The following is a 21,456-nucleotide window of genomic DNA, read 5'->3' on the forward strand; positions in this document are numbered from 1 at the left end:
TAACATAAAAATTTTAGAATAGCATATGAATGGATTGATTATGGCGGGGCAGCTGTTGCTCGGATTGTCTTTATTGGTAATATTACACGAATTAGGGCATTTCTTGGCAGCCAGGGCATTTGGGATTAAAGTAGAGAAGTTTTATTTATTCTTTGATGCCTGGGGATTTAAACTATTTAGTTTTAAAAAAGGAGATGTTGAATATGGTGTGGGATGGCTGCCGCTGGGTGGTTACGTTAAAATTGCCGGGATGATTGATGAAAGTATGGATACCGAGCAAATGGCACAACCGGCACAACCCTGGGAATTTCGTTCAAAACCAGCCTGGCAGCGTTTAATTGTTATGCTTGGCGGTATTATCGTCAACGTAATTGTAGGTATCATTATTTTCTGGATGCTTACATTTAAATATGGTCAGAATTATACTGTAAATGGAAAATTAACTGATGGAATCTCCGTAGGTAATATTGGTAAAGAGATCGGACTTAAAAACGGAGATCGTATTTTAGCCATTAATGGAAGTAAGTTAATCAAATTTGAGGATGCCATTTCAAGTAAGGTTTTGTTTGATGGTGCCCAACTAACCATTTTAAGAGGGAACCAAACGCTTTATATTTCGGTTCCGGATACGATCTTAAACAAACTATCAAAAAATGATAAGGAAAATTTCATTGCTCCGCGTTACCGGATGGCCAGTGTAGCCACTGTTTTGGCGCCCGATGAAAAGACTGATCAGCAATCATTCTTTGATAAAATATTTGGAAGACCGTATGTTAAACCTGTTTATCCAGCCTATGCTGCAGGAATAAAACCAGGGGATAGCATTTTGGCTGTAAATGGAAAACCGGTTACTTTCTTCGATCAGTTTAAAGAAGAAGTATCGCAAAATAAAAACAGGCAAATTACCATTAATGCACTGCGTAAAGGAAAGGAAATTAATTTTGATGTGCTGGTAGGCAAGGAAGGAACGATTGGAATTGCCCCTAATTTTAAAATGCCGGAGACCGCTCATGTTGAATTTGGTTTTGCAGAATCGTTGCCAATTGGTGCAACGATGGCCTGGAGCACGTTTTTAGATAATGCTAAGGGCATCGGTAAAATGATAACAGGAAAGCTAAGTGCCCGTAACATCAGTAGCCCGATAGGTATTGCAAAAGTTTATGGATCGACATTCGACTGGGTTAAATTCTGGACTTTGACCGGATTAATCTCAATGGCACTGGCTTTTATGAACTTGTTGCCAATTCCAGGCTTAGATGGAGGCCACGTAGTGTTTCTATTAATCGAAATGGTGCAACGTAAGCCGGTAAGCGAAAAAGTGCTGGAGAAGGCTCAAATTGTAGGTTTTGTGATCTTGATTTGCCTGATGGTGTTTGCTTTTGGTAATGATATTTTAAAATCTTTCGGTAAGTAAAACCAAATTTATAATATTGCCGCAGCTGTATAGATTGGCTATTTCAATCTTTGCAGCTGCGGCTTTTTAATTGATATCCCTCATGAGTGAAGAGAAACAAGCAAACTATTTCGAGTTTTACGAATTACCGGTTCAGTTCAATCCAGATCAAAATGCTATTAAAGCAAAATTTTATGCCTTGAGCAAAAAGTTTCATCCTGATTTTTATGCCAATGAAAGTGAAGAGAAGCAGGAGGAGGTTTTACACTTGTCTACACTTAACAATAAGGCTTACCAAACCTTAAGCAACGCAAACAAGCGCTTAAAATATGTACTGGAGCTAAAAGGTATTGTTGCAACAGATGAAGGTTACCAATTGCCGCAATCATTTTTAATGGAGATGATGGATGTAAACGAGGCTTTGATGGATTTGGAATTTGAACCCGATGCGCAAAAATTAGCTCAGGTAAAAAATGAGGTTGATGCGATTGAAAAACAGCTCGAAGATGAACTAAGGGATTTACAATTGCAGCATGATCAACATCCAGATGCATCGGAAGAATTATTTCCTGTTATCAAAGATCTGTTCTATCGCCAAAAATATATTGCCCGAATCAGAGAACGTTTGCCAAAAGCTTAGCTAAAATTCGCAGCGTAGCCGCAGTTGCATGATCGTGTTTTAAAATATGCCTTAAAATGCAATCATCATGCCTTGGAGATGCAATAGAACTCGGATAGGGATGCCATAAGAATTAGGCGAACTATTGTGATACCATCTTCATCGGGTATAAGTACGAAAGTAATGGAGAAAGGAATAAAAAAAGCCTCACTACTTACGTAATGAGGCTTCGTACCCGGAGCCGGAGTCGAACCGGCACGGTTTCCCACAGGTGTTTGAGACCAGCGCGTCTACCAATTCCGCCATCCGGGCATCTGTTGGACGGGGTTGCAAATGTATGTAACACTTGGCAAAATCACAAAATTATTTTAAAATAATTCGTAACCCATTTATTATATGGATTTTGCATTTTCAGGACGCTCATCCTTCAATTTTTTATCGACAATGAAGGGTGCAAAAGGTAAAAGTGAGGCTAAGAAAATCAATACCGCTTTGCCAAATTTCCATTTTTGTTCCTGCCATGCCAATACCAGAGTTGCAGCATATAGCACAAATAGTAAACCATGCGACCAACCCGTATATTTCACATATAATGGCATATCGGCAAAATATTTTAAAGGCATGGCTACAAAGAGAAGCAGCAAATAAGAAACTCCTTCTGCAACTGCAACTTTGCGGAATATAGCTAGTGAACTCATGTATCTGATTTTTTTTTCCGAAAGTAATAGAAAACGAATAGCCTTCAAAAACTAAAAAATGATTTTACAATTGGGTGTTGCATCAGTAGATTTCAATAATCCCCAATTAATCATGCGCTATTTATTTTCTTTTTGATGAGCTGGATAACTACGTTAGCGAAATCTTTTTTGAGCAGGATGAACAGTATTAATTCCTGTAATCCGCATCCGATACCGGCTCCAGCCATTTTGTTGGCCCGTGCTGTCTACCAGTGATGGCAATTTGGACAAATGATGTATCCGGACTGGCTCCGTGCCAATGCGCCAGATTTGGCGGGCACTTTATGCTATCTCCTTTGCGCAATACTATTTTAGCTTTTCCCTTTTCCTGGTAATAGCCAACACCCTCAGTTACAAGTAAAATTTGCCCCGCAGGATGCGTATGCCAGTTGCTCCTCGCTCCGGCGGCAAAAGTTACATTGCCTACTGCGTTTTCATTTAAACTATCCGGATCTACCAGAGATTTCACCCAAACATCGCCTTTAAAATTGCTATTGGTATTTTTATCTCCCTGAGGGAAAAGTAAATTACTCGTATATTTTGTTTGTTCACCCTCTTTACAGGCTGCTGTAAACATGAATAGTAAAACTGCCAGGTTTTTTAGATTATTTTTAATCATGATAATATGAAGCAATTGTTATTAGTTAGGTATTTGCTTTTTGCTGTTCAAGATCGCCGTTAAAACAACATTAGCTTTCTCTGCGTCTTTTCTGCCTATTTCATTTCCAATGATGGTAATAAACTGACGCAACTGCTCGGGAGTGATCCCCAGATTTAAACAGATTCCGAAATGCGAATTTAGCATAGGTTCCACACCTCCAATACTGCTTAAAACGGATACGGTGATCAATTCCCGGTCTGCAAAACTCAGTATATCTCTTTCAAAAATATCAGCGAAGAGATGTTCTTTAAGAAAGATTTCAATTTCAGGGGAAAAAGCAGCGTATCCGGCTTTTGGCCCGTCTTGCGATGCACCCGTAAGTGTCTCCAATACTGATTTACCTCTTTCAAATTTACTCCTATCATCATGAATAGGAGTAGCCTGTTTGCCCAGGTTCTCTTTGATACCTTGTTTTTTGCGCTCGTCAAGCACCACCATAAAAGTTTGCAATCCGCGGATGCTTCTCGGAAATCCACAATAGGCATAAAGGTGAACAAGTGTTTCCTTAATTTCATTTACAGTTAATCCGGCCTGAAGCCCGGCGGCAAGTTGTTTTTTAAGAGGTATCAAATCTCCCTTTGCTGTCAACGCTGAGATGATAATAAGTTTTTGTTGCTTGATGGTTAATGTTTTGCTTAACGGTTTCTCCTTTGCAGGGCTAAAGCCCATAAAACCCATTAAAAAAAATATTACGATGATTAATTTTTTCATTTTTGATCAAGTTTTTTGTCGTGCAACCATTTTGCAATTACCTCCGCTATTTCCTTGTTGTTTAAATCAGACATAATAAAGTGGGTATTGCCTTTAATTCCAATTTCGGGTAAATGGACAATAGTTACATCGCCGCCGTGTGCGTTGACAACTTTAGCCCATTGTCGTCCGGTAGCCAGAACTCCTCGCCAAAAATTTAATGACGCTGCATTGGTATTCTCTTTGGGGATGAAATCACCAAAATAAACTACAATAGGGATTTTGGTCAACTTCATAAACTCGTTTAGCGGCAATCCTTTGCCACCTCTATTTCCTTCGGGTACTTCACCTTCAGGAAAGGCAAATCCACCCGGCTCAATTGCAACAATCGCCTTTACATGTTCATTTTTGATTGCCGTTTTCCAGCCGGGAGCACCACCTGCAGAATGCGTGAACAAAATCCCGTCTCCAGACTGATCAAAAACTGATGACATTGCATTTACCACCATTGATTCATCTACACTGCCAGTATTCGGAGTCATCATACGAAAAAATTTATCCATTGATAAACTATCTTTAGGGAATTGAATTCCAGCATTAAATGCCGGATAAAGACCAATGCGAAACTGCGTGTACCAGGTTTGATCGTCAGGAACGGCTGTAACTTGTGCGGGTTTTGTGGTCTGGCCCGCGGCACCGCGTCCAGGCTGATCAACGAGGTAGGTACTATAGCCCTTTCTTAAAAATAAATCAGAAAATCCTTCTCTTCCATCGGCAGTAGTTTGCCAGCTTCGCCTGCTTTGCCCATAACCGTGAAGAAAAACCATTGCATTTTTTTTTGCTCTTTGAGGAATCTGGTAGAACACGTCGGCATGATCACCATGTCGGGTTTGTCCGCCTTGCGGTACGTTCCACGGTTTAAGTGCATCAAATACACCATCACTTTTTATAACCGAACCACCGGAAGAAAAGGCACCCTGATCAACAATTACCAGTGGTTTTTGATTAAATTTCTTCTGGGCATACGATGAGGTATAACCCATGATCAGCAAGCAAATTGAGCTAAAATAAATTTTAAATGGTTTTTTCATAATTGATCAGCTATCTTGCAGGCTGGTTAATCTTGGTGAAGGAAAGTGAACCCATTTTCCAGCTCCCACCTTTTTTAACATAAACTTCGGTTACAATGAACGGATTGGTAACCTCATTGCCGCCAACCACTGCAAGTAAGGTAATTCTATTCAAAAGTATCGCGGTGTTTTCGATTATTTTTACAGAAGCCTCATGTACTTCTGCTTTTTTGTACCAGATGCCTCCACCTTTAATTACACTTATTTCGCGGTCTTTTCCCCAGCTTCCACCCATGTGCACAAATACCGATTGTTCGTCAAATAGTTTTTCTAAAGCAGTTACATTTTTGTCAGCCATCCAAACCCATTTCTCTTTTGAAAGATTTAAGATTTCCTGTTCTGTCGTTGTAGGCGTTTTAATCGGTTGGCTTTGCGTTTGCGCTGTTGATATTTGAGTTAAGCCGATGAGTAGTAATCCAAAAATTAAAGTTTTCATGAGTTTAGGTGTTAGGTGATTATTGTTTTAAATTGTTGTATTCTGCATCGCTTACCCTTTGTAGCCAAACGGTTTTATTTTTTGCGCCGTTTGTACTTGCAGCAATGTAACTAAAGATGCTTTTAGGCGAAGCTCCATGCCAATGCGGTACGCCTGGAACACATTTGATTATATCTCCTTTGTGCACCACCTGAATAGCTTTTCCTTTTTCCTGGTAGTATCCTGTTCCTTCCGTAATTATTAAAATCTGTCCGGCCGGGTGGATGTGCCAATCCAGCTTTGCTCCCGGCGCAAAGGTTGCAGTTGCCAAAGCACAATCAATTACACTATCCGCTTTATTCAGTTCGGTAAGCCATACATCGCCGGTATGATTGTTCGTTTTTGAAATTTCTCCTCGTGGGAATATCGGAGTTTCCTGAGCCAGGCCACTTTTGGCCAACATCATTAAAAGAAACAGATAAAATACATTTTTCATAAATTTATTATATAATGTTAGTGATGTTCCAAATTTCAGCATACCTAACCATGATGAGGGTAGATGGATTCCTGTATTTATAACCAATATTACTGATTGGATGATAGATATGAAAAAAGTGGAGTCCGATTGTTTATTTTTGAGTAAGAAACGAGCACATGGAACAAATTGTAAACTTCAAGAAAATAAGTGAGTACAATGATTTTAATAATCAGGAGACTTTACATCCTCTAATTAGTGTTGTACATCTTGAAAATGCAGCCCCCCGTCAATTCAGGCGGTTGCAATATGATTTTTACACAATTTTTTTAAAGCAAATTAAATGTGGTGATCTAAGATATGGTTTAAATAACTATGATTATGAACAAGGTACATTGATATTTTTAGCACCTGGGCAGGTAATTGGCGACCATAAAGATGAGTATTATCAGCCTCAGGGAACGGCGCTTGTTTTTCATCCCGATTTGCTAAATGGTACGTCGTTGGCGAGAAATATAGACGATTATCATTTCTTTTCTTATGCCGTAAACGAAGCCTTGCATTTATCAGATCAGGAGCGAAAAATTATCATGGATTGTTTTGATAAAATAGAATATGAGCTAAAACGACCGATTGATAAGCACAGTAAAAAGCTGATTACCTCAAACGTTGAATTGTTCCTGAACTATTGCGATCGTTTCTACGACAGGCAGTTTATCACCAGAGATGATCTTAATAAGGGGATTTTAGAACGCTTTGAGAATTTTTTAAATGGCTATTTTACCTCAGAGAAGCCTTATACCATTGGATTGCCCTCAGTTGCCTATTGCGCTGATGAAATGCATCTTTCAGCGAATTACTTTGGAGACTTGATTAAAAAGGAAACCGGTAAATCTGCACAAGAGTATATCCAAAACAAAATTATCGATGTAGCCAAAAAGAAAATCTTCGATCATAGCAAAACCGTTAGCGAGATTGCCTATGAACTGGGATTTAAATATCCACAACATTTCATCAGGCTTTTTAAAAAACGGGTAGGGCATACTCCAAAAGAATATAGAAGTATAAACTAGTAACTTAAGTGCATCTGATATTCCCATTACTGTTTTATGTGATTCATCAGTCAAGTCAGATTGAATGCCCCTTAATTTGAGCGATAGACCATTATTTTCCAACTTTAGTAGCAGCGTCGTCATTCAAAACCCTCACCACAATGATGCGGTGAGGGTTTTGAATAGCTGGCAAGTATATTTAGCATATACTTGCGTAGTAAATGTTCAGTATAATTGTCGAGCCCCGCACAAACAGCAGACGGCTTTGCTCATCGTTTAAGTTTACTGAAAGCTTAAGCTTGCAACAATTGTATTAGTGCCTTCGCTGCCGGGCCAGCTGATAGAGGATTTTGTCCGGTAACCAGCAAACCATCAACTTCAATATGTGAAAGAAAAGGAACCAATGCTGTTTTTACTTCAGCGCCCAGTTCCTCTAATTTGGTTTGCAATAAATAAGGTACATTTCCGCTACGGCCCACCAAAGTTTCTTCAGTATTGCTAAAAGCAGCAATACGTTTGTTCTGTAACCACCCCTGACGTTGATTTTCTACACTGATTAAGGCAGCAGGTCCATGACAAACCAAAGCAACAGGCTTGCCTGAATCCAGAAACTCCAGAATCAAAAGTCCGCTGTTGTTATCTTTTGCGAGATCCCAGATTGGGCCATGTCCACCCGGATAAAAAACGGCATCATAAACCTCAGCTGCAAGCTGGTTGAGCGGAATAGTGTGCGAAAATGCATGTTTGGCTATTTCGTCGTCGCCAAACCTGCGGTTGGCACCTGTAATATGTTCCGTAAGTTCACTCATGGGGTCGACCGGTGGCCTGCCACCTTTAGGGCTACTAAGGGTAACGGTATAACCTGCATCAATAAACTCATAATAGGGGTCGGTAAACTCACCTAGCCATACTCCGGTTTTGCTATCGGTATTTTCCATCTCACTATGAGAAGTTAGTACCATTAAAATATTTTTATCCGCCATATTATTTTACATCATCAGCACTTAGTTCATTGCCTTCCTCATCTACCGACTGATGCGGATCCCAATGATTGGCATTATTATCAGCATAATTCTCCTGGGTCGAAGTTTTCTCCTGTTCTTTCGAATCTGCCTGATCTTTTTGTTCTTTGTCTTTTGGATCTTTCATGGTGTATATCATTTAACACACAACATCAGATAATGATAAAGGTTCGATGTAATTACGCCTGAGATTTGGATCAGATATTAAAGTAAACCAATAAAAGCTATTGTTTTATCTCAAACGATTTTAATGCGAATGGGCCCCTTGATGTGATTGACGTCGACGGGTAATCCTTTTTGGGTGATCAGCACCTTTCCCTGATGATGCAAGCCAATAGATGCCTCTACAACTTCTCCCATGTGAGCACGCCAGTTTTCAGGGAACAGCATCCTGGCAATTTCAGAAGGACAAGTCGTCTTTTCAGTACCACGTTGGGTAGCGACTGAAAGGATTTTTGCGGTGATAGCGGTATTGTTCTGCATATAGTTGAACAGGGAATTCAATGTTAGTATCGTACAGGAAACGATTCAGCTTTTGTTGATTAATGCAAAAACAGTTGTTCAATTATTCGAAACGGTCAATGATTGGATGGTCACCTTCCTTAGGAACTTCTTTTGAGGGATCATGATCCTGCATGGCTATTGCAGTTTCCAGCTGATTTTTCACGTCGGCCAGGTTTGAATTGGATTCGATTGCGGTGATCAAATCGTTAAAATTTTCGATGGTTGCTTCAATTAATACTTTCATAGCAAACGTTTAGCAAAAGACAAGCCAGTTAATTGAAATAAAACTGATTGCGATAGAAGTTGGAGACATCTATCGAAAAATTTATAAACCTGTTACTATTTCTGTACGTTAGGATGATGACCACTGTTCTTTCGCACTAAACTTTAATCATTCAAACATTTTTTTGCTTGAAAAGTAATTTCGATGTCTGAATTGTAATTAATAAGTCGACCGATAAAACATTCTCTTGTGGAAGGGGTTGATAATGTACTGAACAAACAGTAAGAAGAATTTTAGATCTTCCAGACTCATCAATAGTAGATAAAATGAAAAAAGTTGTGATTATAGGAGGCGGATTTGCAGGCCTCAACATTGCTAAAAAACTTTCCAAATCATCATCCCATCAGGTTACCCTGGTTGATCAGCATAATTACCATTTTTTTCCGCCATTACTTTATCAGGTGGCTACTGCATTTATCGAACCATCCAATATCAGCTATCCTTTTCGAAAGTTATTTCAGGAAAAAGGGATACGTTTTTTTATGGGAGAATTTCAGGAACTTCTTCCGGAGCAGAAAAAAATTGTGACGAGCAGTGGTTCGCTGGATTATGATGTATTGGTATTGGCTATGGGTGCTGAAACCAATTACTTTGGTAATGAGGAGATTAGTAAAAATGCCTTGCCGATGAAGAGCATAGAGGATGCTGTAGAAATGCGTAACCACATCCTGCTTCAACTGGAAAAAGCTGTTCGTGCTGAAAGTGCGGCAGAGAAAACAAGACTTTCAAATATTGTAATCGCTGGTGGTGGACCGACAGGCGTAGAGCTTGCCGGCATGATGGCCGAAATGGGTAGAAATATTTTAACCAAAGATTATCCGGAAGCTAATTTCAGATTGGGTAAAATTTACCTGGTAGATGGTTTGAAAACGCTGCTTGCACCGATGAGCCAAAAAAGCCAGAATGAAGCGATTAAAGTATTGAAAAATTTAGGTGTAGAGATATTGCTGGATCGGCTGGTTCAGGGTTATGATGGAAAAGAAGTTTCATTGTCTGACGGATCAAAAATTGAAGCAGCAACTTTAATATGGGCTTCGGGTGTAATGGCAAGGGCAGTAGAAGGGGTTCCAAAAGATGCTGTTGGAAAGGGGCGAAGGATTTTAGTAGATGCTCATAATAAAGTGAACGGACTAGATGATGTGTATGCCATTGGCGATCAGTGTTTGCAGCTTAGCGATGTAAAGTTTGCAAATGGACATCCTCAACTGGCGCAGGTTGCAATTCAACAAGGTGATTTGTTGGGCGAAAACCTAATTAATGTAGCTCTAGGCAAAATGATGGAGCCTTTTAAATATAACGATAAAGGTTCTATGGCTATTATTGCAAAATTTAAGGCCGTTGTCGATTTGCCGAAAGGCTTTTTTAAAGGTTTTTTTGCCTGGCTGGTTTGGTTATTTATTCACATTATCCCGATTGCGGGCTTCAGAAATAAGGCAAAATTAGCATTTAACTGGCTTTGGAGTTTTATCACAAATGATCCAACATTGAGATTGATCATCCGACCGGATAAGAAAGATTAATTTTTTTTTATGAATGTGCTACTTGTAATAGATCATCACGAGAAGATAGTTGAAATTTTACTAACTACGCCTTAAGGTTAGCTATTCAACTGATCGTAAAAGGCAAATCTATCACGAGATCAAACGTTTGCGTTGAAATAATTACAATGATGGTTTCATTAAACCAGAAAACGTTTCTACTTTAAGTTGAGAGGCTGTCAATGAATTCACAGCCTCTCTACGTGTCAAATTCTAGTGTTGCATTTTAGCGGGATCATCGTAATTTACCATCCAATTGATACCGAATTTATCTGTGAACATGCCAAAGTATGCACCCCAGAAGGTATCGGCCAGAGGCATGGTTACCTGTCCTCCGGCTGAAAGGCCACTAAATAGTTTATCTGCTTCATCTTTACTTTCAGCATCAATAGAAACCGAAAAATTATTGCCTTTTACAAATGATGATTCATATTGTTCGCTATTGTCGCTGCCCATTAACACTGAAGCGCCAGTAGGTAGTGAAACATGCATTACTTTATTTTTGTCGCCTTCCGGAACTTTATAGTCATCACTTTCAGGTACATCACCAAAGCGACCAATGTAAGTGAATTCCCCTCCGAATACCGATTTATAGAAATTGAATGCTTCCTCACAATTTCCATTGAAATTTAAGTAAGTGTTTGTTGTTGCCATTATTGTTTGTTGTTAATTTAAGTTTCAGTTAAGTCTAACGGTGTTGATCGATTAATACTGGGTTTCCATCCGGATCAGTTAAGGTAATATAAGCTGGTCCACTTTCACCTTTAGGGGTTTCATTTAGTTCCAGACCATTAGCCTTGAGTTGCTTGGCGATCTCACGAACATCTGTAAATTCTGCTGTGGGCTGTGCCTGCTGATCCCAGCCAGGATTAAACGTGAGCATATTTTTATCGAACATACCCTGAAAAAGGCCGATTACCTTATCCTCATTTCTTAACACAATCCAGTTCTGATTGATGTTGCCCCCAGTTTCAACAAAGCCCAGTTTTTCGTAAAATGCTTTGGAAGCGTGGATGTCTTTCACTGTAAGGCTCATGCAAAATGCGCCTAAATTTAAATTACTCATAAATAGTTTTCAGGATTTGGTTTCAAAGCCAAATTAACAAATTAGTGTTTGTATTCCAATTTTTGTTTGAATGAGCAAGCAAGGGTTAGCACAAGTAAGCGCCAGCAGATTCCAGGTTTAGAATTATTGATGCTAAAACTACAATGTGAATAAACGCAAGTGAATCAAAAACAAAAGCGCCAACCTATCTGGGTTAGCGCTTCGATTTAACAGTTATCTTTTATAATTCTAGTAATCTGATTTCAGATTTGGATTGCTTTTTTCTGCGGCCTCAATGGGTGTATAATCAGATAAAATTAATGCTTTGCCCTTCTTCACACAGACATCATGTTCAAAATGAACAGAAGGTTTGCCATCCTTAGTTCTTACCGTCCATCCATCTTTTTCGATATAAACATCTTTTTTACCCATATTAATCATTGGTTCGATGGCTAAAACCAGGTTTTCTTTAAGCATCAAACCAGAACCTCTTTTTCCATAGTTAGGCACTTGCGGATCTTCGTGCATGCTTTTACCCAAGCCATGACCAACAAAATCACGTACCACGCCATAACCTTGCTTTTCATTATGATTTTGAATGGCAAAACCGATATCGCCTAGTCTTTTTCCAACCACCGCTTCGTTTATGCCCACAAAAAGCGATTCTTTAGTAGTTCTAACCAAATCAACAATTTCTTTGCTTGCTTCGCCGATGATAAATGTATAAGCATGGTCGCCATGGTATTCATTTTTAATCACACCCACATCCACAGAAATGATATCGCCATCTTTCAATATTTCTTTACCAGGAAAACCGTGAACCACTACATCGTTTACTGAGGTAATGATATGATGAGGGAAACCACTATAATTGTAGAAAGATGGCACGGCGCCATGATCTAAAATAAATTCATTGGCAAGTTTGTCAATTTCAATGGTGGCCAAACCTGGGCGTAATATTTTAGCGATTTCAGATAGGGTTTCGCTTACCAAAAGTGCACTGATTCGCATCAGTTCCACTTGTTCGTCAGTTTTGTAGAAAATCATTGCCGCAAAATTACGAATTAGTTTTTTAATTGCTTAGTGCATTTAAAGCGTTACAAATTTTACACCCAAACTAAACCAACGCGAAGGAAGCGGAATGGCACCGATTTCGAAATATTGCGTATCGAAAATATTTTGTGCATCTAAATAAATAGTGAATTTATCGATAGCCTGGCTTAATCTAAAATCATTGATCCAGTAAGATTTACTGGTCATACGCTGGTTAAACCGGGTTGCCAGTAACACAGAAAAATTGTGATATTTAAAATCAAGGGTATTGGTCACCTGGTGTTTCAACGCAGAAAGCTGATACTTTGACGCCAATACCTGCGTCATGTTTTTAAATCTCGAATCGAGGTAGGAGTAAGCTAAATTAATATTGAACTTCGCGTAATCATTGATATCAACGCCATAGTTTGAACGGAAATTTATTCCCGGGGTAATCATCGAACCTACGTTGTTTGCCTGGAAAGGTTCGGTGGCCACCAGTCTGGTCCAATCAATAAAGTTGTCAATGCTTCTATAAAAAAAGCTGGTGTTGAATGTTAGTTGTCGTTGCATAAACTTTAAGCCAATTTCACTTTGGAAAGCATTTTCTGGCTTCACATCAGGGTTGCCAATATTCCCGGGGCGTTGGTTGAGGTACAAATCGGTAAATGAAGGAATACGCTGGCTGGTTCCGAGGCTACCGATCAACTTAAATTCATCTGTAAGCGCATAACTGGCATCGATACCCGGATAAATTTGCCATTTATATGAAGAGTTGTAATTGAGGTAGGCGCCAGCATTTACATTTAATTTCTCAAAAAAACTTGTGCGGTATTGAGCATAGAAACCAGCGTTTTCACGGCGATGATTGCCAATATTTGATGAATTGATGTCTTCACTTCTAATTTCGGCACCAAAGCCTAATTCACCATCGTTGGTTTTATAAGTGCTGGTTACTTCGGCCGCTAATGAATTTGTACTATGTTTGCTTACACCGGCATTCGGATTTACGTTGCCAAAGTAACGGTAGTTATCAAAATTATATCGGTAACTTAAACGTGGCAACAATGTCCAGCGATTTGATAAAATATGTTTGGATTGAATAGCAGCCAAGGTAGTTTGTACAGTTTCAATAGAATTTTTGTCTCCCGGAGCGGCGTAAAATCCATTGGCTCCGAATTCGTTTTTGGTATAACCAAAAGAAGCATTTAGCTCGTTCAAATCATCAAACTGAAAATTTCCCTGATAAAGCAATTTGGTGTTTTCAAACTGTGTGTTGAAGCGATAACCATTGCTCTGATCATGCGAACCAAAAAGCGAATGTTGCTGTTTTTCTTTGGCAAGCACTCCGCCTAACTGAACACCACCATTATAAAAGGTTTTTCCTGTTCCTTCTGTATCTTTTTCAAAGTTGGAGCCTGTATGTGCATCAACCAGTACACCTGATTTAGCTGGTCTTTTGGTGATGATATTGATGGCGCCTGTTAAACTATTAATACCATATATTCTTGCTGCCGGCCCGCGTACCACTTCGATTCTTTCAATCGCTTCAATCGGAATCGGGAGGTTTAACATATTGTGTGCTGTCTGGCTATCGATTATTTTGGTTCCGTTTAACAGTACCACGGTTTGCTCAAAACTTCCACCATCAATACTAATGTCGGCCTGTGCGCCAAACGGGCCTCTTTGCCTTAAATCAACCCCGTTTGCATATTGCAATAATTCCTGAATGCTGCGGGCAGGCAATTTGGCGATCATTTCCCTATCAATGATGTAAACATTTCTGTTTTGTTTGGAGATTGGTGTTTTGAAACCGTTTTCGGTGATCACCACATCATTGATCTTAATTACTGTATCTTGTTTCTGCTGCGCATATAAATTAGCGCTCAAAAACATCATCATGGCAAAATAAAATTTTCTCACTTGTTAATTTTTTTGCAAAAGTAGTATCTTGCCGTACCACTAAAGTATACCAGTTTAAATATAATGGATAGTCCGGTTCAAATTCCCTTCAAAAGTTTTATTCAACTTGATTCAAGTGCCTCAACACCAATATATCTACAAATTGTATTTGAATTTATTAAATCCATACAACTCGGTTTGTTACCCGAAGGCACAAAGCTTCCAGGTACCCGAATTCTCTGTAAACTTTTGGTGGTGAACCGGAATACGCTGATTAAAGCTTTTCAAGATTTAGAATCACAAGGCTTTATTGCTATTTCGCCGAGTAAAGGCACTTTTATTTTGTCTAGTCAAAAGCAAGCGCATCAAAAGGAAATTGGAGCTGCATCTCGAGCTTCAACTGCTAGCCATTTTAATTTCAAACGATCTACAATTCTTGAGGATCCGATTGAAGTAAGCGAACTGCCGCTTCAATTTAACGATGGCTTACCAGATGCAAGGCTGGTACATACCGACGTGCTGGCCAGTTTGTATGTATCTAAACTTAAGCGGAACAAAAACAAGAAGGTATGGGGGCAGGTGCAGCAACTAACCCGTCAGAATTTTAAAAAGCAATTTTCCAACTATTTAAATGTAACCAGGGGACTGAAGATTGCCGAAGCAAATTTACTAACCACAACCAATCATGAAATTGGCTTATATCTGGTACTAAAGTTATTGATTTCTGCTGGCGATAAAGTGGTGATTGCCTCGCCAGGTTACTACCAATCCAATATGAATATTTTGGATAGCGGTGCTGAAATTATCTCAGTTCCTGTTGATCAGGATGGTATTGATACTGTCCGGCTCAGAAAAATATGCGAATCAAACACCATCAGGCTACTTTACCTTACTTCTGTTTTTCATTATCCTACCACAATTGCGCTAAGTGCGAAACGACGAATTGAGCTACTGGAAATGGCCCGCCATTTCGGATTTATCATTGTTGAAGATGACTATGATTTTGATTTTCATTTTGATAACAATACGATACTTCCATTAGCAGCAATTGATTCAAACGATGTAGTGGTTTATATTGGTTCGTTTGCAAAATCCCTGCCATCAGGTTTTGGTTATGGTTTTGTTTCAGCGCCAGCAAATTTTATTGAAGAACTGGAAAAACATCAGCGTATTTTATCTTCGGGCGTAGATGTAATTAAGGAACAAGTGCTTGCCGATTGGATTCAGGAAGGAGAGGTGCACCGCCTATCAAAAAAAAATAAGAAAAATTATAAAGAACGACGGGATTACTTTGTAAAACTACTGGACGAAAAATTTAGGGGTAAGATAAACTTTCACATTCCGCACCGCGGATTAGCCGTATGGGTGCATTGGCTTGGGCAATTTAACTTAATCAAACTGCGTAAGAAATGCATGGAGAATGGATTGTTACTACCTAAAACGATATTATATCAAGATAAAAATTTAACTGCCAGTCGTTTAGGTTTTGGGAGTATGGATTTAAAAGAAATGGAAAAAGCTCTATCCGTTTTGTCGGATTCATTAGATGACTTATTGCGGCTAACTTAAGTCAATTGTTTTATTATCAGTATTTTGGATGTTATTATTATGATAATATCCTATATCTTATTGTAAAGATTATATAGTCTTTACATTCCTTCCGAAGTTAGATTTGTTTGGTCAATAACTTTACCAGAGAATACGATTTTCATTTGTAAAAAAAGTGATGCGTTTTTTTTGGATTGAAATTATAACTGTACTTTCAACGGTTATAGTTTTTTTAAAGTTTTTTAACCAAACCTAACCAATATTATAAATCATGAGCAAAAATTTACATGACAATCGTCTGTTCAAGACATTTGGAGTTCTCGGCTTAGCAGGAGGGATAGCATTGCTACCGTTCTTATCTCTCGCTGTGGAATCGCCAAAACTAACCACTTCCTTGTCGAAAATTAAACGAACAAAGGTATTTCCGGTAAAAGGAACCGTAGTAGATTCGAAAGGCGGTCCACTTCCTGGTGTGGTTGTTAAAGTTAAAGGTGGTGGTGCAGCAGTAGCTACAGATGCAAACGGAAATTTTACCCTTAATCTTGAAACCGGTAATGAAACGTTGGTTTTGAGTTTGGTTGGTTTTAAATCAGCCGAATTTCCTGTTAATGGAAAAAGTGAGGTTAAAATAGTAATGAATGAAGACATCGCCAACCTTGATGATGTAGTGGTGGTAGGTTATGGCACCGTGAAGAAGAAGGATTTAACTGGTGCTGTTTCGAGTGTGAAAAGCGAAGACATCACTTTAAATCCGGTAAGTAGCCCAATGGAGGCATTACAGGGCCGGGTAGCCGGTTTGGATATTCAGCGTACAAGCGGCCAATCTGGTCAATCGCCGAACGTTTTATTAAGGGGTAACCGCTCAATTACCGTCGGTTCAATTCCTGGCGCTTCACAAAATCCTTTATATGTGATTGATGGGATTATTGGAAATATCAACAGCTTAAATCCAAATGATATTGAGACCATTGACGTGTTAAAAGATGCATCATCTACCGCAATTTATGGTGTGGCAGGTGCCAATGGGGTAATTATGATTACCACCAAAAAGGCAAAAGCCGGAAAGGTTCAGGTTGATGTGGATACTTATTATGGTACTAACGGCCGGGCAGAGTTTCCAAAAGCGTTGATGGGTGATGCCTGGTTAACTTATGTTAATGAGCGTTACTTTACCGCCAACAACCGTTACCCTGCCAGCTTAACTGATGCAGGCGTACCCGCTGCCGGAATTACTGCCATCAATAATAATCAGTGGATCGACTGGGTAGATGAAACCTTACGCAATGGGTCACAACAAAACCACCACATTTCAATTCGAGGGGGTTCAGAAAAAGTTCAAGGCTACATGTCTTTGGGTTACATTCAGGAAAAAGGTATTTATCAGGGTGATGAATCCAAATTCTATAATGTTCGTGGTGGTGTTGACGTTAATTTTAACAAATATTTTAAAGCCGGATTGCAAACTACTGTAAACCTGAGAAATGGTGATCAAACCAATAGCCGTATCAATAAAGCATTCGGAGTTTATCCCTTAGGTGCTGCTTACAATGCGGATGGGTCAGTAAATGCATTGCCACTTACAGGTGTTTCAGCAGTAAGTCCGATAGCCAATTATGCTGACGGTGTGTTCATCAACAATACGAAAAGCCTTTTCCTGGCCGTAAACCCTTATGTAGAATTTACGCCTGTTAAAAATCTTTCTATTCGTTCAAACCTTGGTTTAACTCTTTCTGCTAACCGACAGGGTACTTTCGCGAACGAGCGATCATATAACATTCTTTCAGAAGGCAGGACCGCAAAAGAGGCCAGTTACGAAAACAATATCGCTTACAACTATTTGTGGGAAAACGTCATCAACTATAACTTAACGCTTGCCAACGACCATCAATTTACTGTAACCGGAATTACCTCGTTCGAAGATAGAAGAGGAGAACGTTCTTTCATTTTTGGTACCGGACTGGAATTTGATGATTACGAATTCTATAATCTGGCTGCCGCTACGTTATCTACCACCAAGGCAACGGGTTACACGCAACAAAATAGAATGTCGTTTGCCGGAAGAATTAACTACAGCTACAAAGGCAAATACCTCTTTCAGGCTTCAAACCGTTGGGATGGCGTTTCTCAGCTGATCGATAAATGGTCGACTTTTCCATCTGTTTCTGCTGCATGGCGCATCAGTGATGAGAAATTTATGGAGTTTAGCAAAGCTTACGTAACCAATCTTAAGTTGAGAGCAGGTTATGGTGTGGCCGGAAATCCAAACATCCCTGCTTACAATAACAGTACTTTGGTGGCTTCCAGATCAGGAGATTTTCCGCTTACCTTAGGCGGTTCAACAGCATTACCGCTATATTCAACCAATCGTGCTTTAGGCAACGAAGCCTTAACCTGGGAACGTTCTTACAATTTCAACCTGGGCTTAGATTTTACTTTGTTTAACGGAAGGGTTGATTTTGCCGGAGAATATTTCCACACCAAATCAAAAGGGGTTTTATATCCCAGAAATCTTCCACCAACAGATGGCGGTTATGATGCGAAAAATCAATATTTTATCTATGCCAATATCGGAGAAACAAAAAATCAAGGTATTGAGTTAACCATCAATAGCCGAAATATTGATACCAAAGATTTCAGGTGGAATTCAGCATTTACTTTTACCAGAGCCACAGAAGAACTAACCAAACTTGATTTAGGCAATTCAGTTGCCACTACCGCATTAATTACCAATAACCTTTTTGTTGGAAGTCAACTGCCTCAAACGGTAATTTATGGGTATAAAAAATTAGGGATCTGGCAGTTAGGAGAAGAGACTGAAGCAGCTAAATATGGTGCCAAACCTGGTGACATTAAATTAGCAACAGTACCTAGAACAGATGCTTCTGGTGTTAGCGATAATGGTGTACACCCTTACTCAGCTTCTGATCGAATGATTCTTGGGCATAACACCCCAGATTTTAGTTTGGGCTTACAAAATACTTTTGCTTACAAAGGATTTGACTTAACCGTATTTATGACCATGCGTTACGGACAAACCATTAATGCACAATTATTGGGTTATTGGAATACAGTTGCACAACCTGAAACTTACAATTACTGGACACCCTCAAACCCTACGAACGATTTTCCAAGACCAACTACCGGAACGAGTTTAAGTAACACCTTCATCAGTGCTTTATCAATTGTAGATGGATCGTATTTCAAGGTAAAAAACATTACCCTGGGATACACCTTGCCTGGAAAAATTAGCAGCAAAGCTGGATTTAGCCGCATTAGATTCTACGGCACTGCTTACAATAGCTTCGTATTTGCTAAAAGCGATTTACTTAAAAATATTGATCCTGAAACAGCTGGAAACGACAGTTTTCCATTATACAGACAAATGGTTTTTGGATTAAACGCCTCATTTTAATTTTAAATAAAAAGGAAATGAAAACATTATATAAATATTCGTTAGGCTTAATCGTTGTATTTTCGCTTAGCACCACTTCATGCAAAAAATACCTTGATGAAGTAAATCCTGGAGCGACTACTTTAGAGACTGCCTATACCAACAAATCTGGATGGGAAGGATTAATCAATACCATTTACGTTGATAATTATTTCTTCTACGGGAAGGTAGATTTTATTGGTCCATCAGAAATGGGTACAGACTTATGGATCAACTATGCTGGTTCTGATATCGGTATCACCACTTATGATAATACCTTAAATACAAATTTAGGTACGCTTAAAACTGTTTGGGGTGGTTGTTACTCGGCCATCGGCCTTGCAAATACAGCCATTGAATTTAGTTCAAAAGTTAAAGGTTATAGCTCACAAGCCGATATTGATGCAAAAGTTGCTGAAGCTTATTTCTGGAGAGCCTGGGCTTATTTCAATCTGGTAGAGCAGTTTGGTCCAGTTTACCTCACTACAAAATCAGCTGCAACTGAGGGAAATAACATCCAGCCAAAAAGAAGTACTGAAAAGGAGATTTACGATGTAATCATCTCTGATTTGAAGTTTGCCTGCGAGAAATTGCCAATTACCCAGGGTGCTTTAAGAGGGCGTATTGCTAGAAAGGCTGCCTATGCGATGCTGGCAAAAGTATATTTGCAGCGCACACGTTTAGGCGAAAAGGAGCAATATGCGCAATTAGCCTTAACAACAGCTGAAGAATTGATAAACAACCCTGCAAAATATAATGCAGCATTGTACCTCAGCGATGCTACGCGTTCTGGCTTTGCCAAAGCGTTTGATTTGAAAAACAATAAAAGTAACACCGAATTCCTTTTCCTACAGGCAATTGATGTTTCTGGTTTAAATCCTGAAGGATTCAACAGAGGTCGTACCCGCCAATACTATTTACCTGATTTAGGCGGTAGGGGTGCAGAATGGGGAACAATTGAAACTACTGTGCTTTACGGCCGATCAAATTCAAAACAATATAAGCCGACAAAATACCTGTTAACAAATATTTTCGATCCTAGGGAAAATACACCGGATACCAGGTTTGCAAATACGTTCACATACAAGTTTTATGCAAGTGCCGATAAAGTAATTACTGCTGCACTGGCCACGGCTTATCAAAAAGATCCATCTATTGTTGGTAAAACCATTTTGAGTACCAGGCAGGCTTACACCGGACCCGATTATTTTCTGGCTTCAGGCGGTACTTTTGAGGAGGAGAAAAACATGGCCAACGATGTAGGTCTTTCAGTTTTTACACCGAACTGGACTATTCCCACTGCTGATAAGAGAAAAATTCCGGCGCTGGTTGCCGATCCTAATGATCTTTTCGATCCGGCAACAAATAACTATAAGTTGCCAGCATCGTTTCCGAATGAGCCGAGTTTAATAAATATATTCCCGGCGTTTAAAAAATTCTCAGGTAAGATGTATGCGCAATCTAATCAGAACTGGTTAGGCGATATTCCAATTATCCGCTTAGGCGAGGTTTACTTAATTGCAGCTGAAGCAGCCATCCTGGCGAACAACGATCTTCTGAAAGCATCAAACTATGTCAACGTAATCCGTAAACGTGCTGCCATCACCAGCCGTGAGAACGAAATGTTGGCTACACCAGCTGAAATGAACGTTGCTTATATTTTAAAGGAGCGAGGTCGCGAACTGGCTGGTGAGCATACCCGTTGGATTGATTTGAAAAGAACAGGAAATTTATCAACTGCATATTTTCAGCAAACTAATCCAATCATTGCGCCAAACTTTGATCCAAAAAAACATACCGTTAGGCCAATTCCACAATACTTTTTGGATGCCATTACCAATGCTGATGAATTTGGGAATAATGGTTATTAGTTAATTTATTTAGGTTAAGTACCAGATTAAGCCGTAGCGATTGAGATTGCTACGGCTTTTATTTTGTAACAAATTTCCATAGTCAACCGTTTGCGCAAAAATAGGTGTC

At 39.3% G+C, this 21,456-nt stretch carries 21 protein-coding genes and 1 tRNA gene; 7 read left to right on the plus strand and 15 right to left on the minus strand.

Annotation, left to right across the window (positions count from 1 at the left end):
* The first annotated feature begins 25 nt into the window (after nt 1-25).
* Nucleotides 26-1,414 (plus strand): RIP metalloprotease RseP, encoded by a 1,389-nt coding sequence (gene rseP, locus EA772_RS12580; RefSeq protein WP_124913541.1) that lies wholly within the window; start codon nt 26-28, stop codon nt 1,412-1,414.
* 82 nt (nt 1,415-1,496) lie between these two features.
* Entirely contained in the window at nt 1,497-2,033 is a 537-nt protein-coding gene (hscB, locus tag EA772_RS12585; protein ID WP_124913542.1) for a Fe-S protein assembly co-chaperone HscB, read from the plus strand.
* Nucleotides 2,034-2,244: 211 nt separating this feature from the next.
* Here the strand turns inward: hscB and EA772_RS12590 are convergent.
* From EA772_RS12590 to EA772_RS12620, 7 genes are all read right to left on the minus strand, one after another.
* Nucleotides 2,245-2,324, minus strand: a tRNA-Leu gene (locus EA772_RS12590).
* A gap of 80 nt (nt 2,325-2,404) precedes the next feature.
* A complete protein-coding gene (locus EA772_RS12595) occupies nt 2,405-2,710 on the minus strand; it encodes a DUF3817 domain-containing protein (RefSeq protein ID WP_124913543.1) in 306 nt (101 codons plus the stop codon).
* A gap of 187 nt (nt 2,711-2,897) precedes the next feature.
* Nucleotides 2,898-3,368 carry a cupin domain-containing protein gene (locus EA772_RS12600; protein ID WP_124913544.1) on the minus strand — a complete coding sequence of 157 codons (471 nt, stop codon included), beginning with the start codon at nt 3,366-3,368 and terminating at the stop codon, nt 2,898-2,900.
* Between the two features lie 21 nt (nt 3,369-3,389).
* A complete protein-coding gene (locus EA772_RS12605; protein ID WP_124913545.1) occupies nt 3,390-4,121 on the minus strand; it encodes a carboxymuconolactone decarboxylase family protein in 732 nt (243 codons plus the stop codon).
* Nucleotides 4,118-5,191, minus strand: coding sequence for an alpha/beta fold hydrolase (locus EA772_RS12610; protein WP_124913546.1), 1,074 nt, complete (start codon nt 5,189-5,191; stop codon nt 4,118-4,120). Before EA772_RS12610 ends, EA772_RS12605 begins: the two co-directional genes overlap by 4 nt.
* 10 nt (nt 5,192-5,201) lie before the next feature.
* A complete protein-coding gene (locus EA772_RS12615; protein ID WP_124913547.1) occupies nt 5,202-5,666 on the minus strand; it encodes a nuclear transport factor 2 family protein in 465 nt (154 codons plus the stop codon).
* 19 nt (nt 5,667-5,685) lie between these two features.
* Nucleotides 5,686-6,141, minus strand: a complete 456-nt coding sequence (locus tag EA772_RS12620; RefSeq protein ID WP_010599430.1) for a cupin domain-containing protein — start codon at nt 6,139-6,141, stop codon at nt 5,686-5,688.
* A gap of 158 nt (nt 6,142-6,299) precedes the next feature.
* Between EA772_RS12620 and EA772_RS12625 the strand changes: the two genes are divergently transcribed.
* Nucleotides 6,300-7,193: an AraC family transcriptional regulator gene (locus EA772_RS12625; protein WP_116169931.1), complete on the plus strand. Its 894-nt coding sequence runs from the start codon at nt 6,300-6,302 to the stop codon at nt 7,191-7,193.
* 272 nt (nt 7,194-7,465) lie between these two features.
* On the opposite strand, the gene EA772_RS12630 is transcribed toward EA772_RS12625, so the two are convergent.
* The 4 genes from EA772_RS12630 to EA772_RS12640 all read right to left on the minus strand — a co-directional run bounded on the left by EA772_RS12630 (nt 7,466) and on the right by EA772_RS12640 (nt 8,942).
* A complete protein-coding gene (locus tag EA772_RS12630; protein WP_124913548.1) occupies nt 7,466-8,155 on the minus strand; it encodes a type 1 glutamine amidotransferase domain-containing protein in 690 nt (229 codons plus the stop codon).
* Nucleotide 8,156: 1 nt separating this feature from the next.
* The gene (locus EA772_RS22080; protein ID WP_168187538.1) at nt 8,157-8,321 is read right to left on the minus strand and encodes a hypothetical protein; all 165 of its coding nucleotides are present in this window, start codon (nt 8,319-8,321) and stop codon (nt 8,157-8,159) included.
* Nucleotides 8,322-8,431: 110 nt separating this feature from the next.
* The gene (locus EA772_RS12635) at nt 8,432-8,677 is read right to left on the minus strand and encodes a DUF3253 domain-containing protein (RefSeq protein ID WP_124913549.1); all 246 of its coding nucleotides are present in this window, start codon (nt 8,675-8,677) and stop codon (nt 8,432-8,434) included.
* A gap of 82 nt (nt 8,678-8,759) precedes the next feature.
* The gene (locus EA772_RS12640) at nt 8,760-8,942 is read right to left on the minus strand and encodes a hypothetical protein (protein ID WP_010599434.1); all 183 of its coding nucleotides are present in this window, start codon (nt 8,940-8,942) and stop codon (nt 8,760-8,762) included.
* A 305-nt stretch (nt 8,943-9,247) separates the two neighbouring features.
* On the opposite strand from EA772_RS12640, the gene EA772_RS12645 reads away from it, so the two are divergent.
* Nucleotides 9,248-10,501, plus strand: coding sequence for an NAD(P)/FAD-dependent oxidoreductase (locus EA772_RS12645; RefSeq protein WP_124913550.1), 1,254 nt, complete (start codon nt 9,248-9,250; stop codon nt 10,499-10,501).
* 231 nt (nt 10,502-10,732) lie between these two features.
* Here EA772_RS12645 and EA772_RS12650 read toward each other — a convergent pair whose 3' ends face one another.
* The 4 genes from EA772_RS12650 to EA772_RS12665 form a co-directional block, all read right to left on the minus strand.
* Nucleotides 10,733-11,173, minus strand: a complete 441-nt coding sequence (locus EA772_RS12650) for a VOC family protein (protein ID WP_124913551.1) — start codon at nt 11,171-11,173, stop codon at nt 10,733-10,735.
* 34 nt (nt 11,174-11,207) lie between these two features.
* Complete coding sequence (locus EA772_RS12655; RefSeq protein ID WP_124913552.1) at nt 11,208-11,585, minus strand: VOC family protein; 378 nt, start codon at nt 11,583-11,585, stop codon at nt 11,208-11,210.
* A gap of 228 nt (nt 11,586-11,813) precedes the next feature.
* On the minus strand, nt 11,814-12,611 hold the full coding sequence (map, locus tag EA772_RS12660; RefSeq protein ID WP_124913553.1) for a type I methionyl aminopeptidase: 798 nt from the start codon (nt 12,609-12,611) through the stop codon (nt 11,814-11,816).
* A gap of 42 nt (nt 12,612-12,653) precedes the next feature.
* A complete protein-coding gene (locus tag EA772_RS12665; RefSeq protein ID WP_124913554.1) occupies nt 12,654-14,519 on the minus strand; it encodes a TonB-dependent siderophore receptor in 1,866 nt (621 codons plus the stop codon).
* 63 nt (nt 14,520-14,582) lie between these two features.
* Here EA772_RS12665 and EA772_RS12670 point away from each other — a divergent pair, with 63 nt between their 5' ends.
* The 3 genes from EA772_RS12670 to EA772_RS12680 all read left to right on the plus strand — a co-directional run bounded on the left by EA772_RS12670 (nt 14,583) and on the right by EA772_RS12680 (nt 21,347).
* Nucleotides 14,583-16,067 (plus strand): PLP-dependent aminotransferase family protein, encoded by a 1,485-nt coding sequence (locus EA772_RS12670; RefSeq protein WP_124913555.1) that lies wholly within the window; start codon nt 14,583-14,585, stop codon nt 16,065-16,067.
* Between the two features lie 250 nt (nt 16,068-16,317).
* Nucleotides 16,318-19,458 carry a TonB-dependent receptor gene (locus tag EA772_RS12675; RefSeq protein ID WP_124913556.1) on the plus strand — a complete coding sequence of 1,047 codons (3,141 nt, stop codon included), beginning with the start codon at nt 16,318-16,320 and terminating at the stop codon, nt 19,456-19,458.
* 17 nt (nt 19,459-19,475) lie between these two features.
* Complete coding sequence (locus EA772_RS12680; protein WP_124913557.1) at nt 19,476-21,347, plus strand: RagB/SusD family nutrient uptake outer membrane protein; 1,872 nt, start codon at nt 19,476-19,478, stop codon at nt 21,345-21,347.
* Nucleotides 21,348-21,456 lie beyond the last annotated feature (109 nt).

The sequence above is a fragment of the Pedobacter sp. G11 genome, assembly GCF_003860265.1.
GTDB lineage: Bacteria > Bacteroidota > Bacteroidia > Sphingobacteriales > Sphingobacteriaceae > Pedobacter > Pedobacter agri.